Below are 12,858 nucleotides of genomic sequence, written 5' to 3'. Positions count from 1 at the left end.
ATGCCAGAATTACCAGAAGTAGAGACGGTCTGTCGCCGACTGCGACCGTTCGTCTCCGGAAAAACGATTCAAGACGTCGATGTACGCGACGCGAAAATCATTCGCGGACATGAGGCCGATGTATGGATCCAACAGTTGATCGGCGAGACGATGGTCGACGTCGAGCGGCGCGGCAAGTTCATTTTATTTAAATTGACGAACGGTTACCTCGTCTCTCATTTACGGATGGAAGGGAAATTTTTTCCGCACAGCGAAGCCGTCGATCCGGTCAAGCATACGCACGTCGTCTTCACGTTCACCGACGGTACGAGCCTGCACTATAACGACGTCAGGAAGTTCGGCACGATGGAACTTCGGACGAACGACGAGTTGTTCGTGACGCCGCCGTTGTCGCTGCTCGCGCTCGAGCCGTTCGACCCTGAAGTGACGGCCGAAACGTTGCACGCCCGTCTGAAACGGATGAACGTGAGAGCGATCAAGACGGCGTTGCTCGATCAATCGATTTTTGTCGGTCTCGGCAATATTTATGTCGACGAGACGTTGTTCCGGGCACGGATTCATCCGACCAGGCCAGCAGCCTCGCTTTCACTCACTGAAGTTGAGACCGTCCGTCAAGAAGCGGTCGCCGTGTTATTAGAAGCGATCGAGCGGGGCGGAAGTACGATCCGCAGCTATACGAATCCGGACGGGGCGGCTGGAACGTTTCAAGAGACGCTCTACGTCTACGGACAGACGGGTGAACCGTGTCACAATTGCGGTCGGCCGATTGAAAAGATGAAACTAGGCGGACGGGGGACGCATTACTGTCCGCACTGCCAACAGTAAGAGGTGGACACAATGTTGAAAATTGGTTTGACAGGCGGCATCGCGACAGGGAAGTCGACGGTGTCCCGCCTATTCCGACAACACGGGATCCCGATTATCGATGCCGACAAGATTGCCCGTACCGTCGTCGACCCTGGAGGTAAAGCTTATTCTGCTGTCCGAGAAGCGTTTCCGCGCTGTTTTGACGGTGAGCAGTTGAACCGGCCGGCGCTCGGTCGTGAGATCTTCCATGATGAGACGAAGCGGAAATTGTTGAATCAGCTCATGCATCCGGCGATCCGGGAAGAAATGCAGGAGCAGATGCATTCCTTTGCGGCAGCAGGGGAAGCTGTCGTCATCTTTGACATCCCGCTCTTGTTCGAAGGGACGATGCGTGACCTCGTCGATTATACGGTCGTCGTCTATTGCCGGGAAGAGATGCAGTTGATGCGTCTCATGGAGCGTAACGGCTTGACGAAAGAAGAAGCGCTCGCAAGGATCCACTCGCAAATGCCGATCGAAGAAAAGAAGCATCACGCTGACTTTTTAATCAACAACAACGGGGCGCTCGGGGACTTGTTGCCTCAAGTGACGCGTCTCGTCGAACAGTTTCAAGACATGAAAAAAGAAGGCGACTGACGCCTTCTTTTTTTTGTTCAGTTGAGCGGATCTGCGTCCGGTCGTCCTTTTTTCCATGTGTCGAAAATAGCGCGTCCGTCACTTGGATGTCCGTTCGAGTAATAAATCGGATAGAGCGAGAAGAACACATAATAAAACGAGAAATAGGCGAACTGATACGTGTAGAGTGTCGGTTCAATCTCCCGTCTCAGGATAAACCAGTTCACAATCAAGATACTCGATAGATTGAAAATCGACCCGCCCGCGTAGACGATACTCCTCGTCAAGCGATTACTGTATTTCAAGTCCGAGAATTGGCACCAGGCGTCATAGAAGTAGACGCGGTTAAACTGCAGGCGCCCGACCTTGAATAGCTTCTTCCCGGTCCCGATCTCCATATCGAGTGATCCCCCGAATATTTTTGCGAAGAAGAAATGACCGAATTGATGGATAATTGTCACAATCGGCAAGATGATGAAAAACGAGATGATAAATTTGTCTAAGTCTGTCCAATCAAACATATAACGTAGCTCCTTTCCAAGCTCTACACCAAATTTCCCTCTTTTTCAAAAACGAAACTGTAAAAAAGTGATAAAAATGTGACAACATATAGTGAAAACGCTTCCATTTTTCCGTTATAATGGTGTCGTAACGCAGAAAAAAGGGGGAACTGGAATGGGGACGAAAGTTGCAATCAACGGGTTTGGACGAATCGGGAGAATGGTGTTTCGTAAATTGATGCTTGAAGGGCGTCACGACGTCGTGGCGATCAATGCGAGTTATCCGGCGGAGACGCTTGCTCACTTGATCAAACACGATACGGTCCATGGGCCGTTTGAGCTCACTGTTCGGGCGCATGGGGATACGCTCGTTGTCGACGGGAAACAGATTCGGTTAATCGCAGAGCGTGACCCGGAACGATTACCATGGAAAGAACTAGATGTCGAGATCGTCGTCGAGGCGACGGGGAAATTCAATTCGGACGTCGGGGCGCGCAAGCATTTGACGGCCGGGGCGCGGAAAGTCATTTTGACGGCGCCGGGAAAAGGCGACTTACGGACGATCGTGATGGGGGTCAATGATCGCGAGTATATGCCGGAGCAAGACCATATCATCTCAAACGCCTCTTGTACGACGAACTGCCTCGCACCTGTCGTCAAAGTGCTCGATTCGACGTTCGGCATCGAGACGGGACTCGTCACGACGGTACACGCCTACACGAACGACCAGAACAATATCGACAATCCGCATAAAGATTTGCGTCGGGCCCGGGCTTGTGGCAGTTCGATTATACCGACTTCGACCGGGGCAGCCAAGGCGATCGGCCTTGTGCTTCCCGAGCTGCAAGGCAAGTTGAACGGGATGGCGCTCCGCGTCCCGACGCCGAACGTCTCGCTCGTCGATCTCGTCGTCGAGCTGCGTCGTGACGTCACGGCCGCCGAAGTGAACGAAGCGTTCGAACGGGCCGCTTACGGAGAAATGACCGGGATTCTCGGTGTCTCGAACGAACCGCTCGTCTCAATCGACTTTAATGGAGACGAGCGCTCCTCGATTATCGATGCGGATTCGACGATGGTGCTCGGTGGCAACCACGTCAAAGTGCTCGCTTGGTATGACAACGAATGGGGCTATTCGTGCCGCGTCGTCGATCTTTTGGATATGGTGGCGAGCTACCTGCAAATCGGCCAGCAAGAAACGCACGCCTAAGAAAATATATTTCACCAAAAATATTTTGATGAATTCAAATAAATAGCTTGTATCGACGTCCCAAACAGGATACACTCAATCTCGTGAACTTCAATTGGTCTGACAAACGCAACTTAAAGGGTTAGGACCTCTTAGGACTAACTTGCCCCCGTGGTTGTGGGCGATTCAGGCACAAAGTGAGTGATCATCAACTACTTTGAGACCATTGATGTAAAGGGGGATCCACTAATATGGATACTATGGGACGTCACATTATTACAGAACTTTGGGAGTGCAATCCCGACAAATTGAACGATATCGACTACATCGAGCGCTTGTTCGTCGATGCAGCACTTCGCTCGGGCGCTGAAGTCCGCGAAGTCGCTTTCCACAAATTCGCGCCGCACGGTGTGAGTGGAGTCGTTATCATTTCAGAATCACATTTAACGATTCACAGTTTCCCAGAGCATGGTTACGCATCAGTCGATGTGTTCACATGTGGGGACCGAATCGATCCAGCGACAGCTTCACAATACATTGCTGAAGGCTTAGAAGCGAAAGTTCGCGAAGACGTCAAACTTGACCGCGGTATGGGACCGATTCGTGTTCCAGAAGCACAAGTGGCGATCAGCAAATAATCCGATTGACCTTTTGAGGCTGGCCGATTTTCGGTCAGCCCTTTTAATTGTTTTGTTAAGTCGTTAATTTTGATATGCTTAACGTATATAAATTAGGTGTCGAGGTGGACAATGGGATTACTAGACAAGTTTCAAACACATATCCAAACGGATGATAAGCATAAAAATGAAGCGTTGCGCACGCGCTATTTCGCGACGTCGCCGAACGCGGTACTGACATGGTTAGATGAACGAATTAAAACGGAGGGGCAGACGGTGCGCCGAATCGACACCGAGCGAGGCGAGCTCGCCTTTAACGGGGACGGTTGGGACGCGTTGGCCACAGTCGTTCAAGTAGACGGAGGGCGGACCGCCGTCGATTTCACGATGAATCGTGAACAAATGCTCGGTCCGGACCTGAAACAAGTTGTCGCTACGTATTATGATGCTTTACAAAATAAGTTCCCGCTCCGTGCCATCGGGAATCAATCTGTCGAACGATAAGGAGGGCTGAGCATGCGTTGTCCTAAATGTGATCATAACGGAACGAGGGTGCTCGACTCCCGACCAGTCCAAGATTATTATTCGATTCGACGCCGTCGCGAATGTGAAAAGTGCGGCTATCGCTTCACGACATTTGAAACGGTTGAACAGACGCCGCTCATCATCGTCAAAAAGGACGGGAACCGCGAAGAGTTCAGTCGAGAGAAAGTTCTGCGCGGGATCATTCGCGCCTGTGAGAAACGACCGGTCACACTCGAGCAACTCGAGGGTGTGGTCACGAAAGTCGAGCAACAGTTACGGGCGCTCGGCCAGTCGGAGATCCCGAGTGAACAAGTCGGCGAACTCGTCATGAACGAACTCGCCCGCGTCGATGAAGTGGCGTACGTCCGCTTCGCATCGGTCTATCGACAGTTTAAGGACATCTCTGTGTTCTTTAAAGAGTTAGAGGATTTAATGAAGCAAGAAAAATCGACCAACTAAAGGGGCGGCCTTCTGGTCGCCTTTTTTCAGGGGAGAAACGTTATGGAAAAAGAACGGATTCTTTACGGGACTGATGAGCTATTGATCATGAGCACTGGGCTCATTGATCGCGAGTCTTATCAGTCACTTTATCATTTATATCAACCCGTCATCGGTGTGAAGGCGCTCGCGTTGTATCAAACGCTTTGGAGTGAATTGAAGCCGGGTAAAATGAAGTCGAACTATATATCACATAGCGCGTTGTGTGAAATGCTCGATTATTCAATCAACGAACTGGCGGACAGTCTATTCCGGCTCGAAGCGATCGGCCTCGTCCGGACGTACAAGACGAAAGACGCACGGCTGACGCAATACGTCTATCAACTGAGAGTTCCGCTCGCGCCCCACACGTTCCTAAACGATGGGCTGTTATCGAGTTTTCTCTTCTATAAAGTAGGAGAGGTACGATTCAAGCAGTTGCAAGGACGGTTCACCATCGACCCGTTACCGGCAGGCATCGTCGAAGTGACGAAAGACTTTAATGAAGTGTTCGACGTCAAAGGGGTCAACCAGATGGCGTTCACTCAAAAAAATTATGAGAAGCCGGACCGCGCCAAGATCGAGATCAACTATACGTTTGATATGGATATCGTCAAAAAACTGACGAACTTCCCGGTCGGCTTCTTCACGAAGAAGTTGGATGAAACGATCACAAAACTCGCGTACGTGTCACAAATTGACGAAGAAAAGATGGCCGAGATGTTGAAAGAGTATTTCGTTCATGAGGCATATCTGCCTCTGACTGAACAAGAGAAACGCGACGGTTGCCGCCAGATGATGTTGCAATTAAAGAGCAAACAGACACGGCATCGTAAAGTGAAGTCGAATGAGACAGAGAATGCGGAAGTCGGCGACTTGCATGACGTGAAAGTCATGGAAGAAACGCATCCAAGTCAGTACGTGTCAAAACTAAGAAAGACGGCACAACTTTCTAAGACGGACGAAAGACTTATTATAGAGATGGTTGATACAGTAGGGCTGAAACCGGGAATGATTAATGCCCTCTATTATCATATTATAGAGGTAGAAAAAAAAGAGATAAATCTTAACTACGTTCTTGGTGCTGCGGCTAACTGGAAAACGGCTGAATACGCCACAATTTCGGAAGCTTTAGAATCAGCAAAAAAACGTAAGGAACTTAATACTATTCGAGAAGAAAAAAAAGAACAAACCGTGTCGAGAACCACTGTCGGTTCACGGAGGAAAGACAAGACCGAGTTGCCGAAATGGCTCGAAGACGATGCGAAAGAGCAACGGTCTTACGATCAGAAGCGCAAAGAGGCGCTCGAATCATCGGTGCCAGATGACGCGGAACTCGTCAAATTGTTGAATGAACTGAAAGAGAAAGGATGAGCGACATGGAACGGATCAATCAGACGCTCGCCCAGATGATGAACCGTAAAGAAGTGCGGGAAGCGTACGAGTCGATTCGCAGACGAACTCTCGAGCACCCTGGTGTCATTACATTTTTAAAGGCGCATCCAGAACTCGACGAGACGGCGATCGAAGTCGGATTTACGAAACTGAGCGAATATGCCGAGCAGATGGACGGGAAGAAACTTGTCGATGAACAAGCCGTCATCCCCGGGCATCAGCCGGTCCTTTATGTCGATCTCGGTCAAATTGCGATCCGCTATGAAGAGACGGTCGCTCACCGCCAGGCGAGACGTCAAAAAGAGATGGATCGAAAGTTCAAGAGCCTATTTTTACCGGAAGAAGTGCGGGAAGCGAGCTTTCAATCGTTTGATTATTCGGATGATGCCCGAAAGATCGCACTCCGTGAGGCGATGCGATTCGTCTCGGGGATGAAGACGCGTCAAAAAGTGAACGGTCTTTACTTGTACGGCAGTTTCGGGGTCGGGAAGACGTACTTGCTAGCCGCGATCGCCAACGAACTCAAAGTCGCCGATATCGAGACGATTTTAGTCCATGCTCCGGGATTCGTCTCGGAAGCGAAGCGGAAAATTCGTACCGATTCGTTCGATTCATTTTTGACCTCGTTCCAGCACGTGCCGATTTTGTTGATTGATGATATCGGCGCCGAGGCGATCAGCCCGTGGGTACGAGACGAACTGTTCGGGATTATTTTACAGTACCGCATGATGCATCGTCTGCCGACGCTCTACAGCTCAAACTTCAGCAGCGAAGAGCTCGAGACGCACTTCTCGATTGACGGCTCGCCGCAAAACAAGATGAAAGCACAGCGGCTCATGCAACGGATCTCGACGACGACGACACAGATCGAGCTGAAAGGCGAAAATCGTCGTCGGTAAAGGATTGTATTTCTCGAACGAGTTGACTATACTAATAACCATATAACTGATGCATAGAAGAGGATACGAGACATCGTCACGGGTTTCAAAGCGAAGGAAGAATGGTGAGAGCTTCCTAAACACGCCGATCGACTTACTCCCTCGGAGCACCGCACGGGTCAATCGTGCGGCGATTCACACTCGTTATCGTGTGTTCGAGCCAAGCTTACAGCTTGGGAACGAGGGTGGTACCACGAGAATCAAAGCTCGTCCCTTTCATAGGGATGGGCTTTTTTTATTTTTTTTCAAATAGAGAGGGGAAGTTGACACATGATTCAATTGACATTTCCAGATGGGGCAGTCAAAGCGTTTGAAGCTGGTATCACAGCAGAAGAAGTAGCCGGTTCGATTAGCCCGGGTCTTCGTAAGAAAGCCATCGCCGCAAAAATCGATGGTGAACTGATCGATTATCGTCGTCCGATCGAGCGCGATGGTCAAATCGAGCTCGTCATGCCGGACTCGGAGGCAGGCCTCGACTTGATGCGCCATTCATCCGCTCACTTGATGGCTCAAGCGATCAAACGGTTGTACGGCGAAGAAGGGACGATTCATTTCGGCATCGGACCGACGATTGAGAACGGGTTCTATTACGATATCGAGATGGACCGCCGCATCAATGAAGAAGATTTGCCGGAAATCGAGAAGATGATGAAACGGATCGTCGACGAAAATCTCGACATCACACGTGAAGTCGTCACGCGCGACGAAGCGCTCGAGCGTTACAAGGAGCTTGGTGACCCGCTCAAAGTCGAGTTGATTGAAGATATCCCGGCAAGTGAGACACTTACAATTTATCATCAAGGTGACTTTTTTGACCTTTGCCGTGGACCGCACGTCCCGTCGACGTCGAAATTGAAAGTCTTTAAATTGATGAGCGTCGCCGGTGCTTACTGGCGCGGAGATTCTGACAACAAGATGTTGCAACGGATTTATGGTACGGCGTGGGCGACGAAAGAACAGCTCGCCGAGCACTTGCGTCTGCTTGAAGAAGCGAAAGAACGCGACCACCGTAAACTCGGTAAAGAACTTGATTTGTTCTTCGTCTCGCAAGAAGTCGGCCAAGGATTGCCGATGTGGCTCCCGAAAGGTGCCGCGATTCGTCGCACGGTCGAGCGTTACATCGTCGACAAAGAGCTCGAACTCGGCTATCAGCACGTCTATACGCCGGTGCTCGGTTCGGTCGATTTGTACAAGACGTCAGGTCACTGGGATCACTATCAAGACGACATGTTCCCGAAAATGGAGATGGACAACGAAGAGCTCGTCTTGCGCCCGATGAACTGTCCGCACCATATGACGATCTATAAGCATGAGCCACGCTCATACCGTGAGTTGCCACTCCGTATCGCCGAACTTGGCGGCATGCACCGCTATGAGATGTCAGGTGCTTTGACAGGTCTTCAACGTGTCCGTTATATGGTATTGAACGATGGACACACGTTCGTGACACCGGAGCAGATGAAGCAAGAGTTTAAAGATATCGTTCACTTAATCCAAGAAGTGTATGCCGACTTCGGGATTAAAGATTACCGGTTCCGCCTGTCTTATCGCGACCCGGCCGATAAAGAGAAATACTTCGACAACGATGCGATCTGGGAATCGGCACAGCGTCAATTGAAAGAAACGATGGATGAACTCGGCCTGCCGTACTTCGAAGCGGATGGCGAAGCGGCATTTTACGGACCGAAACTCGATGTCCAAGTCCGGACAGCGCTCGGGAAAGAAGAGACGTTGTCGACAGTCCAACTCGACTTCTTGCTTCCAGAACGTTTCGATTTGACGTATACAGGTTCTGACGGTAAAGATCATCGTCCAATCGTCCTCCACCGCGGTGTCGTGTCGACGATGGAACGGTTCGTCGCCTACTTGATCGAAGAGTACAAAGGTGCCTTCCCGACATGGCTCGCGCCGGTCCAAGTCAAATTGATCCCGGTGTCTCACGTCCATGATGCTTATGTGGCCGAAGTGAAAGCAGAACTGTTATCACGTGGTGTCCGTGTCGAGACAGACCTTCGGGATGAGAAGTTAGGCTATAAGATCCGTGAAGCACAGATGAAGAAGATCCCGATGACGCTCGTACTCGGTGATAAGGAACGTGATGAGCGTTCGGTCAACATCCGTCGCTACGGTCAACAAGAACAAGTGTCGGCAACGCTTGATGAGTTCTTGACGTCCCTCACTGAAGAAATCGCGAATCGTTCACGGTAAAGGTAGGCCATCCTTCAACGGAAGGGTGGTCTTCTTTTCGGTCCAGAGACGGATGCGCAACCTATGAAAGAACACGTATGGTAGAAGAAAGGAGTGATTCAGTTTGAATTATATGAAACCAATTATCGCGCTGACGATCGGGACGGTCGTCTCGACTAGCATGATTCCTAAAGTAAACGCCGAAGCGATCGTCGACGATACAATCGTCACCCTTGGGGAGACATTATCAGCAGAGCAGCGAGACTGGGTGCTCGAGCGCGTCGAAGCGCCGGCAGGAATCGAACCGATTATCACGACTGCAGCTGACGAAGAGAAGTATCTAGGTGACGCCGTACCCCAGGCACAACGTGGCGGCGGCATGTACTCATCGGCCCGCATCAAGCTGACTGACGGGACGGGTCTTGATATTCAAACCGAGAACGTCACGTGGGTGACGGAAGATATGTATGCGAACGCGCTCGTCACGGCCGGTGTCACTGACGCCGATATTTACATCACGTCTCCGATCCGTGTGACCGGGACGTCTGCGTTGACAGGTATTATGAAGGCGTACGACCAGACGGCTGACGAGACCGGGATCCAACTGACCGAGGAACGAAAAAATCTTGCGCAAGAAGAACTGGCGGTCACGTCAGAGATCGGGAAGACGGTCGGTCAAGAAGATGTGGCCGGGCTGATGAATGAGATCAAAGCGGAAATCGCGAATCAAATGCCCGAGACGAATATTGAAATTCGCGATATCGTCATTCAAGTGTTGAATCAAAACAACGTTCAATTGTCCGATACGCAATTGAACCAGCTGACGACGTTGTTCGAGAACATGCAGCAAGCCAACTTGGATTGGACAGCGATCAGTGATGGATTAAAAGGAGCGGGCCAAGACGTGCAGGCGTTTCTAGAGACGAAAGAAGTGCAAGGTTTCTTTGCGCGGCTGTTTGAGTCGCTCAGTAATTTCTTCAAGTCGTTGACGAACTAAAGAAACGACGATGAGTCGCATCAAATATTCTTCAATATACTTCTAAAGTTTTATGCTATAAGCAAGAAAACGGGTATATTATCGTATGTACTGAAGATAAATGAGGAGGCGAAAACATGTTTGGCGGAGTACCGCTTCATCCGTTGCTCGTCCATGCACCGATTGGCTTATTGTTATTCGGAACGTTTTTGATTTTGCTCAGCTTCAAATGGTCGAATTTTCGATTGTTCGCTCTCGTCACTCTTGTTACGGGCTTCTTGTCAGGTGTCGTGGCCTATATTTCGGGAGAGGGTGCAGAAGAATACGCTGAAACGAACCTCCTTTCGGTTACTGAGGCTATGATTGAAAGTCATGAACAATTTGCTCTATTTAGTTTAGTTGCATTTGGTATGACAATCATCTTGTTCATTATAGGATTCCGTGCCAAAGGAAAAGCGTGGAGAATACTCAGCTTTATCACAGCACTGATTGGATGTATCCTACTTGCTTACACAGGTCACTTGGGTGGACAAATGGTCTATCTATAAAAAACAGGGCACTACGCCCTGTTTTTTAATACCATCGTTTATGGATATAGTCCCGAGCGGATTCATGGTCATCGACGATCTTCAACGTGATGCGGTTCATCTCTTCAAGCAGGTCGGTCAATACAGCTTCAAGTTTAGCGTCGTTCATTTCATGGTGACGCATCGTTTCTTGAACGATATGTTTGATTTGATCATGATAATCGTGATCTTGTTTCACGTCTTTTCTCCAGTTCATCCTCGCCGCCTCCTTTTTTATTTTATTCCCTTTGAAAAGGTATTGCGAAACGATGGAATGACTGTTATTATCATAAAAGTGCGAGCTATCAATTATTCATGCGCGAATTCTTGACATCTTTTTCTGCTAGTGTTAAGATGACTTAGTGAGTAAATACAACAAAGCAGAAGCGCCCGCTTCTCACCTCGTCCGAATCGGTTCGGTCAGGTCCATCATGTACGTAATTTAGTTTCGGTGTCTTGCCGTTCTGAGTACGCAATGATGTGTGGGCGGGAAACTGCCGACGCTTTTTTTGTTACTATTACTATGTTGTCTTATTTTAAAATCTAAAACTCGTGCAATCGCACGATGGAGGTGCTAACCATTAGCAAAGAGCTATTTATCAACGAAAACATTCGTGCCCGTGAACTTCGTCTTATTGGAGCGGACGGTGCACAACTCGGTGTACAATCGCGTAGTGAAGCATTACGCTTGGCTGAAGAAGCTGAACTTGACCTCGTCTTGGTCGCTGACAAAGCAAACCCACCGGTCGCTAAAATTATGGACTACGGTAAATACCGTTTCGAACTCCAGAAAAAGGAGAAAGAAGCGCGTAAAAACCAAAAAGTCATCCAATTGAAAGAAGTACGTCTCAGTCCTACAATCGAGGACAACGATTTCCAAACCAAATTGCGTAACGCTCGCAAGTTTCTTGAAAATGGAAACAAAGTGAAGGCGTCGATTCGTTTCCGCGGACGTGCCATCACACACTCGGAAATCGGTAGACGTGTTATGGAAAAATTGGCGGCGGAATGTGCCGACTTGGCAACAGTTGAACAAAAGCCGAAGATGGAAGGACGCAGCATGTTCTTAGTGCTGGCTCCGAAGAAAGAAGATTAATCATCGAGTCATAGTGGGGAGGAAATACTCATGCCGAAAATGAAATCGCACCGCGGTGCTTCTAAACGTTTTAAACGTACAGGATCAGGTAAACTCAAACGTTCACACGCTTTCACAAGTCACTTGTTCGGTAACAAATCGACGAAAGCAAAACGTAAGCTCCGTAAGGGTGCTATCGTATCAGCTGGAGACTACAAACGTATTCGCAACATGATTGCGAAGTAATACAGAAGGAATTTAGGAGGGAAACTATATGCCACGCGTAAAAGGCGGTTATACGACTCGTCAACGTCGTAAAAAGCAAATCAAACTTGCCAAAGGTTATTATGGCTCGAAACATATTCTATTTAAAGTAGCAAAACAACAGGTCATGAAGTCACTCATGTACGCATACCGTGACCGTCGTCAAAAGAAACGTGATTTCCGTCGTATTTGGATCACACGTATCAACGCGGCAGCACGTATCAACGGTCTTTCATACAGCCGTATGATGCACGGACTCAAGCTTGCAGGGATCGACATCAACCGTAAGATGCTTGCTGAGCTTGCAGTATCGGATGCACAAGCGTTCGCTTCACTCGCTAACACAGCTAAATCAAAATTGAACGCGTAATCGTTCAATCGAAAGCGCCGAGACTCTATCTCGGCGCTTTCTTTTTTCTCGTAAATTTCTTAAGATAAAGATAAGGAGGACACGCTATGGATCAATCTATCTTGGCCATCGTCGCGTTGGCGCTCATCGCCTTAAACGTCTATACGTATTTCCAGGCGAAGCGGTATACGCACGGCGAAGGGAAGTTCAACGTGTTGTACGCCTATGCCGGAGGAGCCATTGGAGCGTTGTTTGGACTTCATTTGACACGCCAAAAAACGGTTCATGCCCCAAAAAGCATGCAAATACAAGTATTGATTTTAGCAGTGGGCTGGTCTTTAATGATTTTAGTACTGCTTTAAGTGGAGAATAGGAGGAGCA

General features: G+C 49.1%; 17 protein-coding genes. 15 read left to right on the top strand and 2 right to left on the bottom strand.

The genetic code is table 11. The features are described from left to right. Positions 1 to 825 carry a DNA-formamidopyrimidine glycosylase gene (gene mutM, locus EVJ22_RS02110; RefSeq protein ID WP_071397815.1) on the top strand — a complete coding sequence of 275 codons (825 nt, stop codon included), beginning with the start codon at positions 1 to 3 and terminating at the stop codon, positions 823 to 825. A gap of 12 nt (positions 826 to 837) precedes the next feature. Beyond that, complete coding sequence (gene coaE / locus EVJ22_RS02105) at positions 838 to 1,443, top strand: dephospho-CoA kinase (protein ID WP_071397814.1); 606 nt, start codon at positions 838 to 840, stop codon at positions 1,441 to 1,443. A gap of 17 nt (positions 1,444 to 1,460) precedes the next feature. Here coaE and EVJ22_RS02100 read toward each other — a convergent pair whose 3' ends face one another. Further along, positions 1,461 to 1,943, bottom strand: a complete 483-nt coding sequence (locus tag EVJ22_RS02100; RefSeq protein WP_071397813.1) for a site-2 protease family protein — start codon at positions 1,941 to 1,943, stop codon at positions 1,461 to 1,463. Between the two features lie 154 nt (positions 1,944 to 2,097). Here EVJ22_RS02100 and EVJ22_RS02095 point away from each other — a divergent pair, with 154 nt between their 5' ends. The 9 genes from EVJ22_RS02095 (at position 2,098) to EVJ22_RS02055 (ending at position 10,771) form a co-directional block, all read left to right on the top strand. Then, positions 2,098 to 3,129: a glyceraldehyde-3-phosphate dehydrogenase gene (locus tag EVJ22_RS02095; RefSeq protein WP_071397812.1), complete on the top strand. Its 1,032-nt coding sequence runs from the start codon at positions 2,098 to 2,100 to the stop codon at positions 3,127 to 3,129. 230 nt (positions 3,130 to 3,359) lie between these two features. Continuing rightward, entirely contained in the window at positions 3,360 to 3,746 is a 387-nt protein-coding gene (speD, locus tag EVJ22_RS02090; protein ID WP_029595188.1) for an adenosylmethionine decarboxylase, read from the top strand. A 111-nt stretch (positions 3,747 to 3,857) separates the two neighbouring features. Beyond that, positions 3,858 to 4,229 (top strand): hypothetical protein, encoded by a 372-nt coding sequence (locus tag EVJ22_RS02085; RefSeq protein WP_071397811.1) that lies wholly within the window; start codon positions 3,858 to 3,860, stop codon positions 4,227 to 4,229. A 12-nt stretch (positions 4,230 to 4,241) separates the two neighbouring features. Next, positions 4,242 to 4,709 (top strand): transcriptional regulator NrdR, encoded by a 468-nt coding sequence (gene nrdR / locus EVJ22_RS02080; RefSeq protein WP_035385865.1) that lies wholly within the window; start codon positions 4,242 to 4,244, stop codon positions 4,707 to 4,709. A 42-nt stretch (positions 4,710 to 4,751) separates the two neighbouring features. Next, entirely contained in the window at positions 4,752 to 6,101 is a 1,350-nt protein-coding gene (locus EVJ22_RS02075; protein WP_131443021.1) for a DnaD domain protein, read from the top strand. Positions 6,102 to 6,106: 5 nt separating this feature from the next. Further along, the gene (gene dnaI / locus EVJ22_RS02070) at positions 6,107 to 7,021 is read left to right on the top strand and encodes a primosomal protein DnaI (RefSeq protein WP_070326949.1); all 915 of its coding nucleotides are present in this window, start codon (positions 6,107 to 6,109) and stop codon (positions 7,019 to 7,021) included. 309 nt (positions 7,022 to 7,330) lie between these two features. Next, positions 7,331 to 9,268, top strand: coding sequence for a threonine--tRNA ligase (gene thrS / locus EVJ22_RS02065; protein WP_071397809.1), 1,938 nt, complete (start codon positions 7,331 to 7,333; stop codon positions 9,266 to 9,268). A gap of 112 nt (positions 9,269 to 9,380) precedes the next feature. Continuing rightward, a complete protein-coding gene (locus tag EVJ22_RS02060) occupies positions 9,381 to 10,244 on the top strand; it encodes a DUF1002 domain-containing protein (protein WP_071397810.1) in 864 nt (287 codons plus the stop codon). 116 nt (positions 10,245 to 10,360) lie between these two features. Further along, positions 10,361 to 10,771 carry a DUF2231 domain-containing protein gene (locus tag EVJ22_RS02055; RefSeq protein WP_071397808.1) on the top strand — a complete coding sequence of 137 codons (411 nt, stop codon included), beginning with the start codon at positions 10,361 to 10,363 and terminating at the stop codon, positions 10,769 to 10,771. Between the two features lie 25 nt (positions 10,772 to 10,796). Here the strand turns inward: EVJ22_RS02055 and EVJ22_RS02050 are convergent, their stop codons facing one another. After that, a complete protein-coding gene (locus EVJ22_RS02050; RefSeq protein WP_070326951.1) occupies positions 10,797 to 11,006 on the bottom strand; it encodes a hypothetical protein in 210 nt (69 codons plus the stop codon). A gap of 348 nt (positions 11,007 to 11,354) precedes the next feature. On the opposite strand from EVJ22_RS02050, the gene infC reads away from it, so the two are divergent. From infC to EVJ22_RS02030, 4 genes are all read left to right on the top strand, one after another. Next, a complete protein-coding gene (infC, locus tag EVJ22_RS02045) occupies positions 11,355 to 11,885 on the top strand; it encodes a translation initiation factor IF-3 (protein WP_016508045.1) in 531 nt (176 codons plus the stop codon). 30 nt (positions 11,886 to 11,915) lie between these two features. Next, positions 11,916 to 12,110, top strand: coding sequence for a 50S ribosomal protein L35 (rpmI, locus tag EVJ22_RS02040; RefSeq protein ID WP_016508031.1), 195 nt, complete (start codon positions 11,916 to 11,918; stop codon positions 12,108 to 12,110). Positions 12,111 to 12,138: 28 nt separating this feature from the next. Then, positions 12,139 to 12,498 carry a 50S ribosomal protein L20 gene (rplT, locus tag EVJ22_RS02035; protein WP_016508086.1) on the top strand — a complete coding sequence of 120 codons (360 nt, stop codon included), beginning with the start codon at positions 12,139 to 12,141 and terminating at the stop codon, positions 12,496 to 12,498. A gap of 86 nt (positions 12,499 to 12,584) precedes the next feature. Further along, positions 12,585 to 12,839, top strand: coding sequence for a hypothetical protein (locus EVJ22_RS02030; RefSeq protein WP_131443019.1), 255 nt, complete (start codon positions 12,585 to 12,587; stop codon positions 12,837 to 12,839). Positions 12,840 to 12,858 lie beyond the last annotated feature (19 nt).

It is taken from the genome of Exiguobacterium sp. SH0S7, assembly GCF_004337195.1.
GTDB lineage: Bacteria > Bacillota > Bacilli > Exiguobacteriales > Exiguobacteriaceae > Exiguobacterium > Exiguobacterium aurantiacum_A.
The sequence above is the reverse complement of the archived record's forward strand: the minus strand, read 5'-3'. Positions and strand labels throughout refer to the sequence as shown.

Bases quoted from the DNA above. Each gene is read 5' to 3' on its own strand.
- mutM (WP_071397815.1), top strand. From the start codon at position 1: ATGCCAGAATTACCAGAAGTAGAGACGGTCTGTCGCCGACTGCGACCG.
- coaE (WP_071397814.1), top strand. From the start codon at position 838: ATGTTGAAAATTGGTTTGACAGGCGGCATCGCGACAGGGAAGTCGACG.
- EVJ22_RS02100 (WP_071397813.1), bottom strand. From the start codon at position 1,943: ATGTTTGATTGGACAGACTTAGACAAATTTATCATCTCGTTTTTCATC.
- EVJ22_RS02095 (WP_071397812.1), top strand. From the start codon at position 2,098: ATGGGGACGAAAGTTGCAATCAACGGGTTTGGACGAATCGGGAGAATG.
- speD (WP_029595188.1), top strand. From the start codon at position 3,360: ATGGATACTATGGGACGTCACATTATTACAGAACTTTGGGAGTGCAAT.
- EVJ22_RS02085 (WP_071397811.1), top strand. From the start codon at position 3,858: ATGGGATTACTAGACAAGTTTCAAACACATATCCAAACGGATGATAAG.
- nrdR (WP_035385865.1), top strand. From the start codon at position 4,242: ATGCGTTGTCCTAAATGTGATCATAACGGAACGAGGGTGCTCGACTCC.
- EVJ22_RS02075 (WP_131443021.1), top strand. From the start codon at position 4,752: ATGGAAAAAGAACGGATTCTTTACGGGACTGATGAGCTATTGATCATG.
- dnaI (WP_070326949.1), top strand. From the start codon at position 6,107: ATGGAACGGATCAATCAGACGCTCGCCCAGATGATGAACCGTAAAGAA.
- thrS (WP_071397809.1), top strand. From the start codon at position 7,331: ATGATTCAATTGACATTTCCAGATGGGGCAGTCAAAGCGTTTGAAGCT.
- EVJ22_RS02060 (WP_071397810.1), top strand. From the start codon at position 9,381: ATGAAACCAATTATCGCGCTGACGATCGGGACGGTCGTCTCGACTAGC.
- EVJ22_RS02055 (WP_071397808.1), top strand. From the start codon at position 10,361: ATGTTTGGCGGAGTACCGCTTCATCCGTTGCTCGTCCATGCACCGATT.
- EVJ22_RS02050 (WP_070326951.1), bottom strand. From the start codon at position 11,006: ATGAACTGGAGAAAAGACGTGAAACAAGATCACGATTATCATGATCAA.
- infC (WP_016508045.1), top strand. From the start codon at position 11,355: ATGGAGGTGCTAACCATTAGCAAAGAGCTATTTATCAACGAAAACATT.
- rpmI (WP_016508031.1), top strand. From the start codon at position 11,916: ATGCCGAAAATGAAATCGCACCGCGGTGCTTCTAAACGTTTTAAACGT.
- rplT (WP_016508086.1), top strand. From the start codon at position 12,139: ATGCCACGCGTAAAAGGCGGTTATACGACTCGTCAACGTCGTAAAAAG.
- EVJ22_RS02030 (WP_131443019.1), top strand. From the start codon at position 12,585: ATGGATCAATCTATCTTGGCCATCGTCGCGTTGGCGCTCATCGCCTTA.